We start from the raw sequence: 20,640 nt of genomic DNA, 5'->3' as shown, positions 1-20,640 counted from the left end.
TTCAATCGTGACGCAGGATTCGGAGCAGACTGACCTTATCCAGCGGGACCGCGCACGGCTGTGGCACCCTTACGCGCCGGCCTCTCCCAGCCTTCCGCTGTGGGAGGCTGAGGCGGCCGACGGCGTGCGGCTGCGGCTCCGCGGTGAAGACGGCACCCGCCACGAGGTGATCGATGCGATGTCCTCGTGGTGGTCCGTGATCCACGGCTACCGCAACCCGGTGCTCGATGCCGCCGCCAAAGAGCAGCTGGACAAGTTCAGCCATGTCATGTTCGGCGGGCTGACCCATGCCCCGGCCGTGGAACTGGCCGAGCGCCTGGTGGCCATGGCCCCGGGTGCCCCCGGCCGGTCCGGGCTGGAGCGGGTGTTCCTCGCGGACTCGGGCTCGGTGGCCGTCGAGGTGGCGCTCAAGCTGGCGGTGCAGTTCCAGACCGCCGGCGGCCACCCGCGGCGGCAGCGGTTCCTCAGCCTCCGCGGCGGCTACCACGGCGACACCTTTGCTGCCATGGGGGTCTGCGATCCCGTGGACGGCATGCACTCGGCCTTCCCCGGGCTGCTCGCCGGCAACGTGTTTGCGCCCCGTCCTCCGGCGGCGGCGTCGGCAACACCCGAAGCAGTGCAGGCGTGGGCAACTGAGGTGGCGGAGCTGGCGGCGGCGCACGACGCGGAACTGGCCGCGATCGTCGTCGAACCGGTGCTGCAGGGCGCCGGCGGCATGCACGCGTACCCGGCCGAATGCCTGGCATCGCTCCGGGAGGTCGCGGACCGGCACGGGCTGCTGCTCATCTTTGATGAGATCGCCACCGGCTTCGGCCGCACCGGCCAGCTGTTCGCGGCCGATCATGCCGGCGTCGTGCCGGACATCATGTGCGTGGGCAAGGCCCTGACAGGCGGGTACCTGACCCTCGCCGCCATGCTCTGCACCGCTGAGGTGGCCGCGGCTGTTTCCGGCAGCCAGGCCGGTGCCCTGCTGCACGGCCCCACGTTCATGGGCAATCCGCTGGCGTGTGCCGTCGCCAACGCCAGCCTCGGCATCATTGAAAGCGGCCGCTGGCAGGCCGACGTCGCCCGGATCGGCACCGGCCTGGCCTCCGGGCTGGCACCTGCCCGGGAACTTTCGGCCGTCCGGGACGTGCGGGCTCTCGGCGCCGTGGGGGTCATCGAGCTGCACGACGCCGTCGACGTCACCGCCGTCACGGCGGCAGCTCTCCGCCACGGCGTCTGGGTCCGCCCGTTCCGGAACCTTGTCTACAGCATGCCGCCGTACATCAGCACCGCGGCGGACATCGCACAGATCACGGCTGGAATGACCGCAGCCGTCGCCGAAGTTCACGAAGCCGAGGTAGATGACGCCCAGGTACATGAACGCGTTTCCGCCCACTCCGGGAGTACGTCATGAGCGGCGCAATGACAGAGTGGCTTGAGCGGCAGGCCGCGGTCAGGGAACGCCGGGGGCAGGTCCGCCGCCCGCTCCCCCGCGCCGCGCACGAAGAGTTCATCGACCTGGCCAGCAACGACTACCTCGGCCTTTCAACAGACCCGCGGGTTGCCGGGGCAGCCGCGGCGGCCGCGTCGCTGTGGGGCGCCGGCGCCACGTCGTCCCGCCTGGTGGCCGGTACCACGCAGCTGCACCTGGAGCTCGAGCAGGAACTGGCCGTGCTGGCCGGGATGGAAGCGGCACTGGTCTTTTCCTCCGGTTATCTGGCCAACATCGGGGTGATCACGGCGCTGGGCGGTCCCGGGACGCTGATCCTCGCGGACGAGCACTGCCACGCCTCGATGATCGACGGTTTCCGGCTCAGCCGCTCCCGCACCGAGTCGTTCGTCCACAACACTGTGGAGGAAGCCGGCCGCCTGCTCGCCAGCCGTAAAGAACCACGGGCGATGATCGCCGTCGAATCCGTCTACAGCGTCCTCGGTGACGAGGCGCCGCTCGCTGACCTGCTGACCCTGGCCGAGCAGCACGACGCCGTGCTGCTTATCGATGAGGCCCACAGCCTCGGCGTCACCGGCTCCGGCAGCTTCCAGGGCCGCGGCTCGGTGGCCGGGACCGCCCTGGCCGGGCATGCCAACGTGGTTGTGACGGCCACTTTGTCGAAAGCCCTGGGCAGCCAGGGCGGAGCCGTCCTGGGATCCGCGCTGCTGCGGGAACACATCGTCAACAGGGCCCGCGGCTTCATCTTCGACACCGGGCTGGCTCCGGCGTCCGCCGCAGCGGCCCTCGCCGCGGCGCGGATCATCAGGGCTGAACCGTGGCGGGCGGGATCCGTCCACGGCAATGCAGCCGCCCTTGCCGCCGGGCTCGCCCCTGCCGTCGCCCGGTTGGGCGCCGCCCCCGACCGGACAGCCGGGGCAGTCCAGTCCATCCGGATGCCGTCAGCGGAATCGGCGTTGGCTGCCGCCGAGGCCGCACGCCTGGCCGGTGTACGGGTCGGCTGCTTCCGGCCGCCGTCTGTTCCGGACGGGATCTCGAGGCTGCGGCTCACGGCCCGCGCCACCCTCACGCCCGAAGAAATCGAAGACAGCTGCGTAGTGCTGCGCGGCATTTTGGAGGAACTTCCATGAACCTGTCCCCCGTCGTTCTGGTCACCGGAACGGATACCGGCGTCGGCAAAACGATCACGACGGCGGCCCTCGCCGCCGCCTTGAAAGGAAAGGGGCGCAGCGTCGCGGTTTACAAGCCGTGCCAGTCGGGTGCCGCGGACGGCGATTCTGACGCCGCCGAAATCGTCCGGCTCGCTGGCCCTCTGACCGTTGAAACCGGCGTCGTGCTGCAGCAGGCCATGGCACCCGTCGCTGCTGCCGCCGTGGACGGGGCCCCGCTGCCTGCGCTGGCTTCGCACGCACGGCGGATATGCGGGCTCGCTGCTTCCCACGACCACGTCCTGGTGGAGGGCGCCGGTGGCCTCCTCGTGGAACTGGATTCCCACGGTGGCACCCTGGCGGACCTCGGGTCGCTGCTGGCAGCGGCATTTGTGCTCGTCGCCAGGCCCGGGCTCGGGACGCTGAACCACACCGCCCTGACCCTCGAGGCACTGTCCAGCCGCGGACTGGATGTCCTCGGCGTCGTACTCGGCAGCTGGCCCTTTAGCCCCGGCGCAGTCCAGCACACCAACCGGCAGGTGCTCGGCACACTTCCTGTTCCCCTCCTTGGGGCTCTTCCCGAGCAGGCCGCGGAACTCTCCCCGGCCGATTTTCGGGCCGGCGCGGCAGCATGGCTGAACGGGTTGCCCGCATGATGCCGGCGTCCAGTAAGGCTCTGCCGCCGGCTCCGACGGAAACTCCCGACGGCTCAGCCCGGTGCCCCTACCTCGTGGTCCGGGACCCTGAATCGGTCCGCGACGTCCTGCACCGGCCTGCCGATTTCAGCCCGGCGAATGCCCTGGTGGCCGTGACGCCACTGGAGGGACCGGCCCTCCGCGTGCTGCAGCGTGTGGGCTTTGCGTTGCCACCGGTCCTGGCCAGCAACGACACCGGGTCGCACGGCGGAATCCGCAAGGTGGTGGCTGGCTTTTTCACGCCGGCCACCGTAGTCGCCATGGAACCGCGCATCCGCGAACTGGCAAGGCAGGCGGCGGGCAACGCCGCGGACCAGCTTGCCCGGACCGGCCACACGGACCTCGTGGAAAGGGTGGCGGCGTTTCCCCCGGCGGTCGTGATGCTCGAACTCCTCGGGCTGCCCGTGCGGGATCTTCCCGACCTCAAGCGCTGGGGGCTGGACTCCATGGAACTGTTCTGGGGCTGGCCCGACGGGGACCGGCAGCTTGAGCTGGCTCGCAGCGCCGCCGAATTCTACGCCTGGCTGCGCCGGCTCGTGGCCGAATCCATGGCGGCTCCCGGACGCAACCTGTTCAAGTCACTGGCCGAGCATGGCCTGTCCAGGACCGAGATGTGCTCGCTCGGCTACTTCCTGCTGATCGCCGGCCAGGAAACCACCACCCAGCTGATCAGTACCACGCTGTTCCGGCTGCTGGAGTGTACTGCGGCCGCGGGCTGGAAGGACGCCGCTTCGGAGGGCGGCGCCAGGTCCGCGGTGAGGCATGTGCTCGCCACCGAATCATCCGTCCCCACGTGGCGCCGCGTGGCCGCACACGACACCAGCATCGGCGATAACCGGATCCCCGCCGGGACCGAGATCCTCCTTGAACTGTCCGGCAACCGGATCACGGCAGCCGCCGGATTCGAGACCCCTGGGCGGCAGTTCCAAACCGGACCCGGATCTTCGACCGGCCTCATCTTCGGTTCGGGGATCCACCGCTGCCTCGGGGCCAAGCTCGCCGAACTGGAGGCCATCGTCATCATCCAGGAAGCCGCGGCGGCGCTGCCTGGGATCCAACTGCGGGACCACGAGCCGGCATGGATCCGGCACCTGTCCTTCCAGGCACCCCGAACGGTCAGCGTGATGAACCGGCCTGGCTGACCGGCCTACCGGCCAAAACGGGTCGGGGCCAGAAGGAACCCGGGCTAGAAGGACGGCACGGTAAACCCCAGGCTCAGCAGACCCCGGCCCGCCTGCTCAAGGATCGGATCACGGCTCAGGGTCGGGTGGTTGAGGAGGACATTCACGTCGCGCTGGATGCGCTGCAGCGGATGCGAAAGCCGATGGGCGTTGCCGCCCGAGCCCGAGACGGCGAGCCGCACTGCTTCCTCCGCTGCCTCGCCGCTGAGGGCAAGGGAAAGCCGGTACTTGGCCCGCTCGTCGTCAGTCAGACCTGACGGCTGGCGCTCAAGTGACGACGAAACGATGCTGAGAGCCTCCCGCCAGTGCAGGCGCGCCGTGGCCGCCGTTCCGTAGGCTTGCGAGAAGCGGGCCTGCGCCAGCGGTGAATCCGCCTGCCGGTTGTCAACGGTGTTCTTCACCTTGCGCACCAGCATCTTCTCCCGAAAGACCTCGACGGCGTACTCGGCGGCTCCCAGCGCGGCAGCGGGTGCCACCAGGTTCAGCAGCGTGGCCATGGGTGTGTGGATCATCGGGTCCGGGTGGATTCGGCTGCCGGGATTGTCCGCTGCGCTCAGCAGTGCCCAATCCATGGCCCGGTGCTGCGGAACAAAAAGGTCCACCGCCCGGAGATCGTTGCTGCCGGTCCCCCGCAGCCCGGCCGTGTGCCACGCATCCAGCAGCTCCAGCTCGGCGACCGGGACTAGGCACTGCAGGCGGACGCCGTCGGACTGCACCGCCAGCAGGGCCCACTCCGCATGCATGACCCCGGACGCAAAGCTCCAGTGGCCGGAGACGGAGAATCCTCCCGGGACCTTCCTGGCCGAGCCTACGGGAGCACCCGTGGCCGCGGCCAGCGGGGCAGGCCCGCCCGCGAACACTTCGTCCTGGACCTGCCGGGGCCAGCGGGCCAGCATCCAGACATGCTCGATCAGGTGTCCGGCGGTCCAGGCCGTCGACGCGCATCCCCGGGCAAGCCGCCGGATGACCTCAGCGTAGGTTTCCGCGCCCATGCCGTAGCCGCCCAGCTCCAGCGGAGCCAGGATCCGGAACACCCCGGACTCCTTCAGGTCCGTCATGGTGGATTCGGGGAGGCGGCGCAGCCGCTCTGTTTCCTCTGCCCGCTCCCGCAGCCGGGGAACCAGCCCGTCGATGCGGCTGAGCATCTCGTCGTGGCTAGGGATGGTGCCACCCGGCACCGGCGGTACGTGCCCGACGTCGGCCCTGGAAAGTTCCAGCGTATGTGCGGTGCGGTCCCGCTTGGCGGCCAGATAACTGTGGTTGGCCGGCGAGAGGTACACACCGGTGGGAACCTGTTCGGCGACGTCGATACCGAGGGCCGTCAACTGGTCAGCCTTGTCCGGGTTGTTGCTCAGGAGGCGGATGCTCGTGGCTCCGAGGGCGCCGAGCATCTGTGCGGCCGCAGTGTAGTCGCGCTCGTCCTCGCCGTGGCCCAGAGCCAGGTTGGCGTCGTAGGTATCAAGGCCCGTGTCCTGCAGGGCGTAGGCGTCGAGCTTGGAGTAGAGGCCGATGCCGCGGCCCTCCTGGCGGAGGTAGAGCAGGAATCCGCCTGCTGCGGCGATCTCTTCGACAGCCTCGCGCAACTGCGGTCCGCAGTCACAGCGCTGGCTGCCGAACACGTCGCCGGTCATGCATTCGCTGTGCAGCCTGACCAAGGGCACGTCATGGGTGAGGAGCGTCTGCTCCCACTGGCCCAGGGCGAGCAGCAGGTGCTCCTTGCCGTCCGCGAGGCCGCGAAACGTCAGCACGTCGGCAGTCGTGCTGTAACCGTCGGGAAAGCGCAGCGGCACAGTCACCTGGCTGCGGACGGTGGCAAAGGGCAGGGACGCATCCTGCACAGCGGTTTCAACACAAGCGGTCATCAGAGGTCCTCGATATTCCAGGAGATTGCTTGAAGCTTAAACTAACCATAGCGCCGGTTGGTTAAAGCTTCAAGTAATCTGCCGATCGACACCGCTACCGGTAAACCGCCCGCCGCTGCAGAATTTACCCGTGCTTAAGCGCCCTGATCTTCCAGACTTGCCCGGCCAGATCAGACCACACGAGCACGCCCTTCTCCAACGATGAAGGGGAAATCCACGTCGCCACCCCTGAATCCAAGGAGCCACAGGTGTCTTCCATCAAGAACCTCAGACTAAGCACAGACGATGCCGCGGCGGCGGCCCCTAAGCGCCGCTTCCTGACCAGGCTGACAGCTGTCCTGGTCGGAGGAATGTTCCTGGACGGCTACATCCTCGGGATCATTGGCACGGTTATCGGCACCATCTCCACGGAGCTGAGCTTTACACCCTTGTGGGAGGGACTGACCGTTGCCTCCTCGCTGCTCGGGATCCTGGTCGGCTCGCTCCCGAAACCAAAGGGAAGTCCCTCACCGAGACGGCGGCCGGGTTCTCGCACTAAACCCGGCGTCTAAAAGTACAGGCCTCCGCTGCCCTCCCCCACCGGGCGGAGGGCAGCTGCCTGTCATCCTGAGTGTTCGGCGGGTAGGCGATCATGAGTGCTGCCGACACAATCCACATGGCACTCACTGCGCCCAGAATAATGGCGCCGCCCGATCCTGTGGCCGCGCCTGCCAGCGCTGCACCGGCGGCCGTGGCGCTCACGCGCAGGCCTGCACTGACCGTGAAAATCTGGGATCTGAGGTACTGCGGGCTGAGCCTGTTGCGCAGAAACAGCATCGCCGCAGTCGAGGATGCGGTGAAGGCTCCCGACAGTCCTATGGTGAGGAGAGTCCAGGGTGTCCCGAAATCCAGCGCGGCAGCGATGGTCAGCAACCCGGTGGCGAAGAAACCCGCCATCATGACTACATGGGGGCGCCTGCGCGTGGGCCGCGCCGTCTCGACGACGGCGCCGAGAAGGCTGCCGATGGCGAAGGCTGTCACGACGGCTGCCCCGTCCCTGGGTGAACCGATCCGTTCGATCGAGAGTGCAACCGCTGCGATTGCCAATCCGCCTTGGCCAAACTGGCTGAGTGTGGACGCAGCGGTCATCACCGCTAACGGACGGTGGCTGGAGATTCTGTGCAGACCGGCCTTGACCGCCTGCCAGGGTGAACCCGCGGTGCGCGCATGGGGACGAAGCCCGACGGCGCGTACGGCTACAGAGCCCAGGGCCGCAGTGACGCCGCGACAAGCGCTCCTCCCATGGCGACATCATGTATTTGCTGCACGGCAAGAATGGGGAGGGCAACGGCGGAACCGGCACTCGCCATTCTGGGTGGGACAGAAGCGGCGAGGTATCCAAGCGCGCCCATTGGTTGTCAGAACCCCTTCAGGTTGTTGGCATTACTTCGCCTAAACGCGCCAGCAGGCACCCCGGCCCGAAGACGGGGGTGCCTGCACTTGGAACTTCAGCGAAATCAACTAGAACTTATACGGGGTGCTTCCACCTGCCGGGCCGTCCGGCCAGTGTCAGCGGCAATAGACGGACCGGTCTCCGGAGCGCCCTCGGCGTTCGCCGAAGGGGCCCAGATGTCTCCGAGCGTGAAGCCGTTGGGGAAAGGGTCCTCAGGATCGAGCACGTAGGTGCTGAACCCGGTGATCCATGCCCGGCCGCTGATCCGGGGAACGACGCCGGTGCGGCCGAGGTGTTTGGTCAGGCACGCTGGATGGGCAGCCCCTCGCCCGTGCTTGTTTGGCTGTTCGCGGCCTGCTGCAGACGCTGGAGGGTACGGGCGTCGATCTCAACATGCTCGGGCAGTTCGGTAAGCGCCATGGCCGGCAGCCGGACCTGGTGCTGGTCGCGGAGATTCTCCAACTGGGTGGCCAGCCGGTCGGCCGAGCCGGTGAAGTTGGCGGGATCGATGCACAGGACAAAGACGCCGATGCCTGGCGAGGTGCTGCCGCTGTCGAAGGGTGCCGCGTCCAGGGAGAATGAGGCCCCGGAGAGCGTCGCAAGGATCTCCACCAGCAGGGCGATGTTGCCGCCGCGGTGCCCGCCGAAAGGCAGCAGGGTTCCCGCCAAGGCTTCATTGGCGTCCACCGTTGGCTCCCCGTCGGCATTTAGTGCCCAGCCCGCGGGGATCGGGTCCCCGGCGTCGGCCGCGCGTCGAATGTTCACGAAGGCGGTCGAGGAGGATGCCTGGTCGATGACCATGGGCATGCCGCCCGGCCGGGGGATGCCGTAAGCCAGCGGGTTGGTGCCGAGGATGCGCTTGGGTGCGCCACCGATGGACATCAGGGCCGGGCTGTTGGCCGTTGCCACGGCGATGTAACCCTGCTGGGCCACCTTGCGTGCGTAATAGCCCAGCTCGCCGCAGGTATACGAGTCCCGGACCCAGAGCGCGGCGATCCCGGCCTCATTCGTAGCCTCAAGCAGGTCCCTGAAGGCAGCCTGGAAAGCTGTCTGGGCCAGGCCCTTGCCGGCGTCGACGTCGATGACTGCCGCCGCCGCGCGGCGGACTTTCGGTTGGGCGACGCCGGAGATGCGGCCCTGCCTGTAACCGTCAAGGTAGTCGAAGAGATGCCCGACGCCGACGGCGCGGTTGCCGACGAGTTCGGCTTCCACCGTCGCGTCCGAGAGGACTTTGGCATCCTCTGCAGGGGCGCCGACGGCCAGCAGGGCACGCTCGCACAATGTTGCAAGTTCTTCTTTGGGGATGGTGCTCACGGGGAGTTCAGTCCTCTCATCGGGGCGCTCTGGAAGATGTCTGGCTCACGAAGCGGGTTCGCCTCGTGAGCCTTGTGGTTCGCCTCACACAATCAGTATCTTGTGATCACATATCAGCCAACAGTTCGGGTTGGTGCTGCGGTGCGATGCCGGGGGTGCCGGGCCGTGGTCAGGGGGTTTCCACCTTGGCGGGCCACATGGTGTCAAGGTGTGAAATCTCCAGCGCTGTCCCCGCAGCGGCGAAGTCCGGGTCCACCCAGGCGAAGGCCAGGAAGCGGCCGGAGGCGGGATCCTCCGCAGCGCTCGTGATGTACCCGATGACGTCCCCGTTCGTGGACACGGGCTCACCCGGGACAACTGCGTGGCGGTCACTGGACAGCCGGAGCCGGACCAGCAGCCGGTGGCCCGGGCGGGCGCATGCACCGGCGGAACGCTCGGCGAGACCGGCTTCGTACGCAGTGTCCTGCGGGCCGAAGTCGATGCCGGAGGCCGGGACGCCGTTGGCGATCCGCAGCGCCGTAAACGCTTCGTCCCCAACGAGGGCCATCCCCCGCTTTCCACCTGCCGCAGCCAGCAGGTCCCAAAGGTACAGCCCATGTTCCGTGGCCGTATAGAGCGTCCAGCCCCCAACGCCGGTAGCCGTTTCGGCAACGGCGCGGACCGGAACACCTCCGACGTCGAGCACCGGCGCTTCCATTGCGGCCTCGGGTATGCCGCCCCGGGTGACAGATGCCAGAAGGGCGGCGGCATCAGGACCGATGAGCGCCAGGGCAGTGGTTGCGGATGATAGGTCGGCAATGGTCGCCGTCTCCAGGTGCGGCGTTTCCCGGCGAAGGTGCCACACGTCCTCGGGGCTGCTGCCGATGACCAGATAGGCGTCCTCCGCGGTCCGCACCACGGTGAGATCGGCGGCAATGCCGCCGGAAGGGCCCTTCACAAAGGCGCCCGTGGACGTGCCCACCTCCAGGGATAGGCTGGCCGTCAGGATTTCCTGGAGATGCTTTTCAGCCCCGCCGCCCCGGACCTCGAAGACGCTGGCGGCTCCCCTGTCCACGAGCCCAACGCTGTTCACAGCCTTCCGCGCCTCGGCGGAAATGGCGGGTGACCATCCGTACGTTGCCCAGGCATCCCGCCGTCGGCTGGCTGTTTCAGGGCCTTCGGTGGAGCCGTACCAGAGGGGGCGCTCCCAACCACCCTGCGCGGTGCCGAACACCGCACCCAGGGCTTCCTGCCGGACGTAGAAGGGGGTCGTGGCGAACTTCCTCAGCTGTCTGGTCTGCTTGCGGGGGTGGCTGATGTCGTAGACCTCGTCGTAATTCTCACTGGCGCGCTCGATGCTGACGGTCCGCGTCAGGTGCGTCTGGTCGAACCGTCGGAAGTCCAGGCTGGTCGTATCGATGCCCGGATCCCCGGTCACGATCCAGTCGGCCAGAACGCCCGCAACCCCTGCCGACTGGGTGAGCCAGACGGACTCGCCGAGCCACAGGCCGCTGATTCCGGGCACCTCGCCGAGGAGCGGGTTTCCGTCCGGGGTGAAGGAGAAGATCCCGTTATAGCCATCAACCGCTTCGCAGCTCCGGGTCTCGGGGAAGAGCCGCTGGACTTCTGCCCACCCGTCCTTCAGGTCGTTCCACGTCAGGGGGTGGATTGCAGGCTCAACCCGCGTTTCCGCGTAGTCCTCGGGGGACGCTATCTCGGACTGTTCCACCGGGATGACCCGGTGCTCATAGGTGCCCCACGTCAGCCGGTCGCCCATCTGGCGGAGGTAGGAACCTGTGGCCTGGTGCCGGACCATCGGCAGGTCGATCTCCACCTCATCACTCAAGCCGGCGAGCGACGGCAGCGGGCTGGTGTGGGATGAGCAGTGCTCCATGGGAACCATGGGCAGTTCCAGCCCCAGCAGCCTTCCCAGCCCGGGACCCCAAAGGCCCGCGCAGACGACGACGAGATCCGCCTCGATGAACGACGTCCCCTCCGGTAGCTGGTCGCCTTTGGAGGGATTGCCCGGTACCGGCGGCGTCGGGCGTACGTCGACGCCGGTCACCCGGCCGCGTTCCGTCCGGAACCCGGTGACCGCGGTGTGGCCATAGAACCGCGCTCCGTTCTCGATGGCACGCCGGGCCTGCCACTCCACAGCCCGCACGGCCTTGACCACTCCATCCGTTGGGGTGTGCAGGCCGCCGAGCACGGTGGAGGTGTCAAGGCCCGGGAACAGCTTCCCGCACTCGTCGGCGGAAACCATCCGGGCCGGCACGTCCCAGGACCGGGCGAGGTTGTGCCGCCGGTGCAGGTATTCCAGCCGCACCGGCTCGCAGGCCAGTTCCAAACCGCCGACACGCTTGAGGATCCACTGGCCGTCCAGCGCCGCTCCGTCCAGCTTGTCGAGAGTCCGCTTGGCCAGTTCAGTCATCACCGAAGAACCGGTGGTCTGGAAAGCAAAACCAGGGGCGTGGGAGGAGGACCCGCCGGTGCGGTACAGCGGCCCTTGGTCCACCACGGTTACGGACTTCATGCCGTGGCCGGTCAGGTCGTCGGCCAGGGCGGCACCGACCACGCCGGCGCCGATGATGAGGATCCGGGTGTCTGCGTCAATTCGGGCGGAGGCCACGTTATCTCCCTTGCGGTCAGAGACGTCCACGTCTCAGGTCGAAATGTCAGTTGGCTTCCGGGGGCCGCGCTGCGCGCCCTCGTGGGAAGCAAGAATTGGGTCACCGCCACAGAGGTTCTTGACGCCTCGTGGAAAGTCGGCTGAATCACAGTATAGGTGAGATATGTGATCACAGCTAGCCATTTTGTGAACTTCTTTTTAGGCGGTCGGGTAGCCCGCCCGGGACACTCCGAAAGAGCCGTTAACCGCGGGAAGCGCCACCCCTCGAGGGCCGCGCTTCCCGGTAGTCGGGCCGTCGCCTGACTACGGGCATTAGTGATCCACCGCTTCAGCACGATGGTCGTCAGCGAGGTGCCAATGATCGCCCGGCGGCGTGCGTGGCAGTCCCCGGCGCGAGTGCTTCGCGCAGCGTCTGCGCCACCCGACGGGCCTCCTGGTAGGCGCCGTGCGAACCTGCCGTTTCCGAGGTGTAGTCCCCGGCGAAGTGGATGTTTCCGACGCTGCGCTGGAGATCCGGCAGGGCCACGTTGCGTTTCGGGGACAGCACGGAGAAGCAATGCTCCCAAGTGGCCGCCGCCGCACCCACGGTCCGACCGCGCAGCTGCGGCGCAACCCCCAGGAAGTCCTCGGTCCATACCCGGATCAGCTCTTCGTCGCATTCGATCCCCGGAATAAATCCTGCCGAGTTGCCGTAGCAGGTGAACCTGACGATTCCGTCGGCCGGCAGAACACCGGGCTGGGGATTGATGATGGCGTCAAACTTCTTGCCCACCGTCGAAACGAAGGACCAGTCCGCGAATTCCGGCACACCCTCGATGTTGGCGGCGATGGTGAACGTCGTGCTGCCCGGCGTCTCAGCGGCCTGGAGCGCCTTGTGCTTCCAGCCGGGCAGGGACTCGCAAAGGCCGGCCACCAGCGGTGCCGGCACCGCCATCACCACTTGCCGGGCCAGTAGCACCTCCTGCCCGCTTTCGCTGGCAGCACGCACTTCAAGCAGGCCGTCCAGGTCCTTGACGCTGTGGACCCGAACGCCGGTCCGGATGGCCGTGCCGGCGCCGGCGTTGGCTGCGAGGGCACGCGGCAGGGCCTGCATTCCGTTCACGGGGTACAGGCGGTTGTCCCTTTCGTGCGCGATGTAACTGGCGAGATAGCGCAGGGCATACTTCGCCGAGAGCTGGGCAGCATCGCCCACTGCGCCGCCCCGGACTGCCGCCTCAATGACACTCCGGGCCGGACCCGGAAGCCCTGCAAGCCTTGCCGCCACTGTTTCGTTCGCCAGCCCCGCGGCCTTGTCCGTGATGGTTCCGTCCGACATGTTGTCCCTGTACTCGCGCGCCAGTCCTTCCATGAAATCGGCCAGCGCGATCTTGGACTCCGCCGGGAGCGGAAGCCCTTCGACGATTTCCGGAGTGGACCCTGCGACGGACGTAACGCCGTCGATATGGACGCCGTACGTAGCGGGGTGGAACGGGGCAGTCTCCTGGCCCAGTTCCTCGGCGAGCTCTTCTGCGCGGGTGCCGCGGTAGATGAACATGGCGCCGGTGTTGACGGCAGCGCCGGCGAGTTGGACGCTCCGCGTCCGTCCGCCGATATCTCCGTCCGCCTCCAGCACCTGGACGTCGATGTCCAGGTCGCGGAGCTCGTACGCGAGGGCAAGGCCTGCGGGCCCGGCCCCGACCACCACGACGTCGCGGATTGTCTTCATGCTTGACCACTTTCTTGTTTGGCGACCCAACTGACCCGCAGTAGTTGTCGTTTTGGAGCGTCAAAACGACAACTACTGCGAGTCAGTTGGGGTGTCCGCCCAGACTAAGGCGAGATATGTGATCACACAAGAGTCATTCCGGAATTTGTCCCTTGAGGCACCTGATGAAGACCTCCGCGGCAGGGGAACGGCCAAGGGACCGGGCAACGTAGAGTTCCGTCTGCGGCCTTCCCGCAAAGCGGCGGGTGGTGACTCCGGGCATCTGGAAGCGCTGCACCGATTCCGGCAGTACGGACACCCCCAGGCCCGCGGCGACCAGGCCGAGGACGGTTTCCTGGTGGATGGCCTGCTGGACCACGACGGGCGGGGTGGGGAGGGGCTCGAAGAGCCGGAGGACCCTCGCCACGAAGCCGGGCATCAGCCGGTAGGGGAACAGGATCATTAGCTCCCCTTCGAGGTCCTCGGGGCGGACCTCTTCGGCCGCCGCCAGGCGGTGTGTTTCCGGAAGGACCACCACCAGGTCTTCGGCGCTCAGCAGTTCGAGGTTCAGGCCGGGCACGTCGCCAGGGTCCCGGATCAGTCCCAGGTCCAGGTTTCCGTCCAGCAACTGCTCAATCTGCTCGCCGCTGGTGAGGGGCTGCAGCACAAGGTCAATGCGCGGGCGCTGCTGGCGGAAAGCCCTGATGGCCTCGGGCACGGTGGTATAGCTCGCGGAGCTGACGAACCCCACCCTGATCTTGCCGCTCTTGCCGGCGGCGACGTCGGCAACGTCTCCGGCTGCATCATCAAGGTCCGCCACGGCGGCCTGGGTCCGGTCCCTGAACGCCTGGCCGGCCGCCGTCAGCGTCACACGGCGGGTGGTGCGGTCGAAGAGCTGAACACCAAGCTCACGCTCGAGTCCCTTGACGGCCACGGTTAGCGGCGGCTGGGTGATGTGCAGGCGTTCGGCCGCGCGGCCGAAGTGCAGCTCGTCTGCGACGACGAGGAAGTACCTGAGCTGGCGGAGTTCCATGGCGATTCTTTCGGTTGACGCTAATAATTACAAGCTAAATGATATTGGACCAGCTGCACTGACGGGTGAGTTACTGGGAAGGAACAGAGGCGCCGCCCCGACGCCCATTTCCCCGTCAGAGGAGCCATCCATGGAATCGACCGAATACGCCGTCGTCGGCGCTGGGCTGTCCGGAGCTGCCACCGCCTGGCATCTCGCCGCCCGCGGGCTCGACGTTGCCCTGCTGGAGCGTTCAACCCCCGCGAATGATGCGGGTAGCTCGCACGGCTCCGCCCGCATCTTCCGCTACGCCTACCCCGAGGAGTTCTACACCGGCCTTGTCCAGGAGGCCAAGGCCGGCTGGGACGAACTGGCGCGCCTCAGCGGCAAGGAACTCATTACCCCCACCGGAGCGGTGGACTATGGCGCGATCCGCCAGCCGGAGCGCCTGGCCGCCGTACTGGAAGCACGCGGCATTGACCACGAACTTCTGAGCCCGGAAGAAGCCAACCGCCGGTGGCCCCAAATCGCCTTTGACACCCAGGTCCTGTGGCACCCGGACGCCGGTGTGATTGACGCACACGAATCGGTCGCCTCCATGGTGGACCAGGCCGTGGCGCACGGCGCGGAACTCCACAACAACTGGGCCGTTGCCTCGATCTCCGGGGCCAGCGGGAACTACACCCTGACGTCCGAAGACGGGCGCACGTTGCAGGCCGCGAACGTGATTGTTGCCGCCGGTGGCTGGCTCCCCCAGCTGCTGGGATCGCTGTCGCTGCCGTCGTCCTTCCTGGCCGGCATGCCTTCGATCGAGGTGCGGCAGGAACAGGCCTACCACTTCCCTTACGCCGACGGCACGGAGCATGTCGCTTCACCGTGGCCGACGTTCATTCACAAGCGCGCGGGCTGGCAGGCGTATGGCCTGCCGGGCGGGCGCGATGCCGGATTCCGCGGGCAGAAGGTTGCCGAGTACAACGGCGGAAAGATCCTTCCGTCCGCCGCCGAACAGGACGGACAGATAAACCCGGACAACCGCCGTCGGGTCATCGAGTACGTGGAACAGTACCTGCCAGGCCTCGTACCGGAACCCTACGCCGAGAGCACCTGCCTCTTCACCAACACCCCCACGGAGGATTTCATCCTCGACCGGGCCGACGGCATTACCGTCCTCTCCCCCTGCTCGGGCCACGGCGCGAAGTTTGCCCCGCTGATCGGGCGGCTCGCGGCGGACCTGGCAACGGGCGCGGGCGCCGTCCCGGACCAGTTCCGGCTCGCAGCCCAGGCGCAGGCAGCAGCTTCGGGAGCCCACGCATGACCCCGGGCACCGCTCCCCTGCCCCCGGCGTCAACCGCAACGGTGACCGGGCTGCTGTCGGAGATTGCAGCCACCGGCGCGGATGCGCTCCGCGGCGGTTACACGCGGCCGGTGTATTCCACCGCCGAACTGGACCTGCGCAGCTGGTTCATCGAACAGGCCACCAAACGCGGCCTCACCGTGGAAACGGACCGCAACGGCGCCATCTGGGCCTGGTGGGATGTGCCCGGCGGGGACCGCAGCAACAGCCTGGTCACCGGAAGCCACCTCGATTCGGTGCCCGGCGGCGGAGCCTTCGACGGCCCGCTCGGCGTGGCCTCCGCTCTGGTGGCCGTCGACATCCTCAAGGCACGCACGGCGACCCCCACCCGGCCACTCGCCGTCGTGGTCTTCCCGGAGGAGGAAGGATCCAGGTTCGGCGTCGCCTGCCTGGGTTCGAGGTTGATGACAGGTGCCATTGATCCGGACAAGGCCCGTAACCTGCGGGACCCGGACGGCTCAACTTTCGCCGACGTCACCCGGGCCAACGGCCTGGATCCGCGATTCGTGGGCCGTGACGAGAAACTGCTGGGCCAGATCGGTGCTTTCGTCGAACTGCATGTCGAACAGGGCCGCGGCCTGATCGACCTGGACCAGCCCATCGCGATCGCGTCGTCGATCCTGGGACACGGACGCTGGCGGCTGAGCGTCCATGGCCAGGGCAACCACGCCGGAACCACGCTGATGGCGGACCGGCATGACCCCATGGTCTCGGCCTCCAGGATGGTGGTGGCCATCCGAGACATCGCCCGGAACCAGGCCCCCGCCCGGGCGACAGTGGGACGCCTCCAGCCGGTGCCCGGCGGGACCAACGTCATCGCCTCGCGCGTTGATTTCTGGCTCGACGTCCGGCACCCCGACGACGCCGTGACGGCGGCCGTGGTGGAAAGCATCCACGCACAGGCCCGGGTCATCGCGGCCGAGGAAGGCTGCAGCGTCGAGCTGCGCGAGGAATCGCTGAGCCCGACTGTCCACTTCGATCCTGCTCTGCAGAAGGAACTGCAGCTCGCCCTGCCGCAGGCCCCCGTCCTGGACACCGGGGCCGGACACGACGCCGGCGTACTGGCACCCTTTGTGCCGACCGCCATGGTCTTTGTCCGGAACCCGAGCGGCGTGTCCCACTCGCCGGAGGAACACGTCGTGGATGACGACGCCGAAACCGGCGCCCAAACCCTGGCCGACGCCCTGCAGGGGCTCATGACCTAATCCTCCTCACTTCAGAACCCAGCACCCGCGCCGAAATGTTCGGCGCGGGTGCCCTCGTTAAGAGCTGCTCCAGAATCGGACCTACGCGGATTAGTTCCGACGCACTGCCCGGGCCATGAATGGAACCTGGCGCCCGTCCAGCGGCGTATGCCAACGGAGACTGGGAGCACAAAAGGGCGGTTGGAGCCATTGATCCAACCGCCCTTTCTTCCGGCTCGTCCTGAAATCAGAGCTCGCTGGGTGCGCCCGGCTTGCCGACGGCGGGGTCCAGTCCGTACTTTTCGAGGATCTTCTTGATGGTGCCGTTTTCGCGGAGTGTCTTGATGTCCTCGTCCAGTGCCTTGCCGAGCGCTTCGTTGTCCAGGCTGGACGGCAGCATGACCTGGCCCACCGCGGCGAACTCGGGGACATGCGTGTTCGGCTTGACGTCGATTACCTTGGCGCCCTCGATGGGGGCGTTCTTGAACCGGTAGTTGGCGGACGCGGCGGATGCCACGATAGCGTTGATGCGGCCTGCTTTGAGGTCTGAGTAGATGGACTCGTCGTCCTGGTAGATCTTGAACTTATCTCCCAGCCACTTCTGCAAGCTGTTGTTGTAGAGGTTGCCGGCCACCGAGCCAACCACCTTGCCTTCGAGGTCGTCGCTGGTGAGGCCCGTTGTAGAGATGATGGCCTGGGGATCGGTCCACAGCGGCGTGCTGAGGTGGACGATCTTCAAGCGTTCCTTGGTGCGCAGCCAGCCTCCGGAGCCGATGTCGACGCGCTTGGACTGCACGGAGGGGATGACTGCTCCCGCGCCCCCCGACGTGCTGACCGTGACCTTGAGGCATTCGAGTTTGGCGATCTCGGCGATCAGGTCGCCCTCCATTCCAGTGACGCTGTCGCCGTTCAGGATCGTGGCGGGTGCGTAGTCGTAGCTGGCGACTGTGAGCTCGCCTTCGGTGATGGTTTTGAGGTCCTTGTGCGCCGGGGTGCAGTCGGCCGAGCTGCCAGCGGTGCTGCTGCCGCCGCAGGCGCTGAGGGAGATGGCGAGCAGGCCGGCGGCGCTGCCGGCGGAAAGTGCGCGCATCAGGGTGCGGGAATTCCTGGACATGTTTGTTCCTTTGCTGTGATCGTGGGGCGGATTGCCCCCGATGGGTTGAGTTGGGTGGGTGGAGCGGGTTTAGTTGCGGTGCAGGTGGCGGCCGAGGCGTTGTTCGAGGACCCGGACGAGGCCGAGGAAGACGAGGGTGAGGGTTCCGTAGATCACTGCGGTGAGGAGGTAGACGCTGAGGTATTCGAAGGTGATGGATCCGATTTCGAAGGCTTTGGACATCAGTTCGGGCACGGCGATCACGAAGGCGAGTGCGCTGCCTTGGAAGACGAGGACGGCGAGTCCGGCCAGGGGCGGGGTGGAGATCCTGAGGGCTTGGGGCAGGATGATGAGCCGGAACCCGGTCCAGCCGCGCAGCCCTGAGGTGAGTGCTGCTTCTTTCTGCCCCAGGGGTACGGAGGCGATCCCGGCGCGGAAGTATTCGGAGGCGTAGGCGCCGGTGTTCCAGGTCAGCGCGATGACCGCGGTGGTGAGGGAGGTCAGGGTGATGCCGGCGTCGGGGAGGCTGAAGTAGAGCAGGTAGAGCAGCACCAGGGCGGGCAGGCCGCGGCCGATCTCCACGAACAGGAATGAGATCCATTGCAGGGGTGCGAGTTTGGAGGCTGCCATCACGGCGAACAGCAGGCCGAGCGGGAAGCCGAAGAGCAGGGAGAGTCCGGTCAGCTGGAGGCTGACGGACAGGCCGGGGGTGAGGTTGGGCAGCCAGTTCAGCCATTGGGTGAGCATGTCCATCACGCGACTCCGATCTTCCGGCGCAGGGTGAGGTCGACCCGGCGTGAGATGAGGGCGACGACAAGGCTGATCACGATGTAGAGCGCTCCGGCGACGACGAACGAGAGGAGGCCCTCGTGGGTTTGTTTGGCGGCCTGCTGGGCGTAGTAGGTGATTTCGCGGACGCCGATGGTGGAGGCCAGGGCGGAGTCTTTCAGGAGCCCGATGCCGTAGGTGGCGATCGCGGGCAGCGCGACCCGGAATGCCTGCGGGGTGATGATGTGCCCGACCGTGGTGATGGTGGACAGGCCGAGGGCGTGGGCGGCTTCGCGTTGGCCGTCCGGGATGCTCAGCAGGCCGGAGCGGTAGATTTCGGCCATGAAGGCTGAGGCGATGATGGAGAAGCCGATGATCGCGGCCTGGATGGTGGTCAGGCGCAGCGAGTACTGGGGCAGGCCGAAGTAGATCAGGAACAGCCAGGTGATCGGCGGGATGACCCGGACGATGTTGATGTACAGGGTCGCGGCGGCCCGGACGAGTCCGAACGGTGAGCGGGCGGCCCCGACGAGGACCAGCCCGATGATCCCGCCGATCAGGAGCGAGGCGCCGGTGACGTAGAGGGTGAGTCCGACGCCGCGGGCAATCGCGGGCAGGAGTTCTGCAATCATGGCCGTCACCGGTCCAGGACGGCTTTGAGGAACTGCCGGGTGCGTTCGTTCTCTGGTTGCGACATGACCTGTTCGGACGGGCCGATCTCCAGCACGCCGCCGTTGCCCATCACCATGATCCGGTCCGAGACGTCGCGGGCGAAGTGCATCTCGTGCGTGACCACGAGCATGGTCATGCCTTCGTCGGCGAGGTCGCGCATGACGGCGAGGACCTCCAGGCCGATCTCCGGATCAAGGGCCGAGGTCGGTTCGTCGAAGAGCATGACCTTCGGGGAGAGGGCCAGGGCCCGGGCGATGGCGATGCGCTGCTGCTGCCCACCGGAGAGCCGGGCGGGGTACGCCTTGGCTTTGTCCGGCAGGCCGACGCGCTGGAGCAGTTTTTCTGCGGTGTCCTGCGCCTGTTCCCTGCTCGCGCCCAGGACCTTTCGCTGGGGCAGGGTGATGTTCTCCATCACTGTCAGGTGCGGGAACAGGTTGAAGCTTTGGAACACCATGCCGGTCACCCGGCGGAGGTGGTCCAGGGACGCCTTGTCCGGCAGTTTCCCGCCGGCCACGACGCGGGCGCCGCCGATTTCGATCGTGCCCTCGGTCGGTGTTTCCAGGTAGTTCAGGCACCGCAGGAACGTGCTCTTGCCTGCCCCGGACGGCCCGATAATCGAGACCACCTCACCCTCGTTCATCGCCAGATTCACATCGGACAACACACGGGCTGCTCCATAACTCTTGCCGAGCCCCGAAACCACAACCTCCCCCGAAAGCGCGGTAGGCGGCAATTTCGTGCCAAAACTTAAACCCATAATTCGTTTCCTTCGGGTAGCGGACGCCTGTACTACGACATCGGTCCGCGCATGGTAGATGATCTGCAAGGGTCGGCCGGTAGCTCAGCGCCTGCAAAAGTTGTCAGATGATGCCTCAGCGCATCATGTGAGCGCCGGCGGCCGACGCCGCCGGCTGACGGTTTGGCCCTGAACCTGAGCGCCAGGGTGGCCGGCCATTTGGGGGCCGGGTGCCGGATGTGGTTGGAGTCACACTAAAAACTGTAATCTGTGATCACATATCGGTCAATGGTTCGTTGTAATGCGGTTGTAAATAGATTCCAACAGCGCGCGGTGGTCCGCTCGCGCCCATGCGGGTCATCCGCGAGATCCTCGCCTAGTCCGCCTCGGGGCCGGCGCAGTAAAAGCAGCCGTCAGCGCAGCTGACATCGTCGTCAGGCAGTGCGACGGGTGCTGGGATTG

18 protein-coding genes are annotated in these 20,640 nt (G+C 67.0%); 7 read left to right on the top strand and 11 right to left on the bottom strand.

Annotated features, from left to right (window positions below; all coding sequences use genetic code 11):
* The first annotated feature begins 7 nt into the window (after positions 1-7).
* From LFT45_RS10905 to LFT45_RS10890, 4 genes are read left to right on the top strand one after another with little or no spacing between them, the layout of a single operon-like run.
* Positions 8-1,399 carry an adenosylmethionine--8-amino-7-oxononanoate transaminase gene (locus tag LFT45_RS10905; RefSeq protein WP_236808757.1) on the top strand — a complete coding sequence of 464 codons (1,392 nt, stop codon included), beginning with the start codon at positions 8-10 and terminating at the stop codon, positions 1,397-1,399.
* A gap of 8 nt (positions 1,400-1,407) precedes the next feature.
* Positions 1,408-2,565, top strand: a complete 1,158-nt coding sequence (locus LFT45_RS10900; protein ID WP_442863625.1) for an 8-amino-7-oxononanoate synthase — start codon at positions 1,408-1,410, stop codon at positions 2,563-2,565.
* Positions 2,562-3,239, top strand: a complete 678-nt coding sequence (gene bioD / locus LFT45_RS10895) for a dethiobiotin synthase (protein WP_236808748.1) — start codon at positions 2,562-2,564, stop codon at positions 3,237-3,239. The genes LFT45_RS10900 and bioD overlap by 4 nt, the downstream gene beginning before the upstream one ends.
* Positions 3,239-4,420, top strand: coding sequence for a cytochrome P450 (locus LFT45_RS10890; protein ID WP_442863624.1), 1,182 nt, complete (start codon positions 3,239-3,241; stop codon positions 4,418-4,420). Before bioD ends, LFT45_RS10890 begins: the two co-directional genes overlap by 1 nt.
* A gap of 44 nt (positions 4,421-4,464) precedes the next feature.
* Here the strand turns inward: LFT45_RS10890 and ribA are convergent, their stop codons facing one another.
* The gene (gene ribA, locus LFT45_RS10885; RefSeq protein ID WP_236808744.1) at positions 4,465-6,321 is read right to left on the bottom strand and encodes a GTP cyclohydrolase II RibA; all 1,857 of its coding nucleotides are present in this window, start codon (positions 6,319-6,321) and stop codon (positions 4,465-4,467) included.
* Between the two features lie 248 nt (positions 6,322-6,569).
* Between ribA and LFT45_RS10880 the strand changes: the two genes are divergently transcribed.
* Complete coding sequence (locus LFT45_RS10880) at positions 6,570-6,872, top strand: hypothetical protein (protein WP_236808742.1); 303 nt, start codon at positions 6,570-6,572, stop codon at positions 6,870-6,872.
* On the opposite strand, the gene LFT45_RS10875 is transcribed toward LFT45_RS10880, so the two are convergent.
* The 6 genes from LFT45_RS10875 to LFT45_RS10850 all read right to left on the bottom strand — a co-directional run bounded on the left by LFT45_RS10875 (position 6,856) and on the right by LFT45_RS10850 (position 14,392).
* Positions 6,856-7,407, bottom strand: a complete 552-nt coding sequence (locus tag LFT45_RS10875; RefSeq protein WP_236808740.1) for a hypothetical protein — start codon at positions 7,405-7,407, stop codon at positions 6,856-6,858. The two genes, LFT45_RS10880 and LFT45_RS10875, sit on opposite strands and share 17 nt — an antisense overlap.
* A gap of 410 nt (positions 7,408-7,817) precedes the next feature.
* A complete protein-coding gene (locus LFT45_RS23520) occupies positions 7,818-8,018 on the bottom strand; it encodes a proline racemase family protein (protein WP_442863623.1) in 201 nt (66 codons plus the stop codon).
* A 35-nt stretch (positions 8,019-8,053) separates the two neighbouring features.
* Positions 8,054-9,067 carry an Ldh family oxidoreductase gene (locus LFT45_RS10865; RefSeq protein WP_236808739.1) on the bottom strand — a complete coding sequence of 338 codons (1,014 nt, stop codon included), beginning with the start codon at positions 9,065-9,067 and terminating at the stop codon, positions 8,054-8,056.
* 169 nt (positions 9,068-9,236) lie between these two features.
* Entirely contained in the window at positions 9,237-11,675 is a 2,439-nt protein-coding gene (locus LFT45_RS10860) for an FAD-dependent oxidoreductase (RefSeq protein WP_236808737.1), read from the bottom strand.
* A gap of 343 nt (positions 11,676-12,018) precedes the next feature.
* Complete coding sequence (locus tag LFT45_RS10855) at positions 12,019-13,380, bottom strand: flavin monoamine oxidase family protein (RefSeq protein WP_236808735.1); 1,362 nt, start codon at positions 13,378-13,380, stop codon at positions 12,019-12,021.
* A gap of 133 nt (positions 13,381-13,513) precedes the next feature.
* A complete protein-coding gene (locus tag LFT45_RS10850) occupies positions 13,514-14,392 on the bottom strand; it encodes a LysR family transcriptional regulator (RefSeq protein WP_236808733.1) in 879 nt (292 codons plus the stop codon).
* A gap of 130 nt (positions 14,393-14,522) precedes the next feature.
* On the opposite strand from LFT45_RS10850, the gene LFT45_RS10845 reads away from it, so the two are divergent.
* Together LFT45_RS10845 and LFT45_RS10840 are read left to right on the top strand one after the other, a co-directional pair.
* The gene (locus LFT45_RS10845) at positions 14,523-15,686 is read left to right on the top strand and encodes an FAD-dependent oxidoreductase (protein WP_236808731.1); all 1,164 of its coding nucleotides are present in this window, start codon (positions 14,523-14,525) and stop codon (positions 15,684-15,686) included.
* Complete coding sequence (locus LFT45_RS10840) at positions 15,683-16,930, top strand: allantoate amidohydrolase (protein WP_236808719.1); 1,248 nt, start codon at positions 15,683-15,685, stop codon at positions 16,928-16,930. Before LFT45_RS10845 ends, LFT45_RS10840 begins: the two co-directional genes overlap by 4 nt.
* Before the next feature lie 226 nt (positions 16,931-17,156).
* On the opposite strand, the gene LFT45_RS10835 is transcribed toward LFT45_RS10840, so the two are convergent.
* The 4 genes from LFT45_RS10835 to LFT45_RS10820 all read right to left on the bottom strand — a co-directional run bounded on the left by LFT45_RS10835 (position 17,157) and on the right by LFT45_RS10820 (position 20,106).
* Entirely contained in the window at positions 17,157-18,023 is an 867-nt protein-coding gene (locus tag LFT45_RS10835) for a substrate-binding periplasmic protein (protein ID WP_236808717.1), read from the bottom strand.
* Positions 18,024-18,092: 69 nt separating this feature from the next.
* Positions 18,093-18,755 carry an amino acid ABC transporter permease gene (locus LFT45_RS10830; protein WP_236808715.1) on the bottom strand — a complete coding sequence of 221 codons (663 nt, stop codon included), beginning with the start codon at positions 18,753-18,755 and terminating at the stop codon, positions 18,093-18,095.
* Positions 18,755-19,402, bottom strand: coding sequence for an amino acid ABC transporter permease (locus LFT45_RS10825; RefSeq protein ID WP_236808707.1), 648 nt, complete (start codon positions 19,400-19,402; stop codon positions 18,755-18,757). Before LFT45_RS10825 ends, LFT45_RS10830 begins: the two co-directional genes overlap by 1 nt.
* Positions 19,403-19,407: 5 nt before the next feature.
* A complete protein-coding gene (locus LFT45_RS10820) occupies positions 19,408-20,106 on the bottom strand; it encodes an amino acid ABC transporter ATP-binding protein (RefSeq protein ID WP_336885609.1) in 699 nt (232 codons plus the stop codon).
* Positions 20,107-20,640: the final 534 nt, after the last annotated feature.

The organism is Arthrobacter sp. FW305-BF8 (genome assembly GCF_021789315.1).
GTDB lineage: Bacteria > Actinomycetota > Actinomycetes > Actinomycetales > Micrococcaceae > Arthrobacter.
This window is presented reverse-complemented; position numbering and strand designations above follow the sequence as displayed.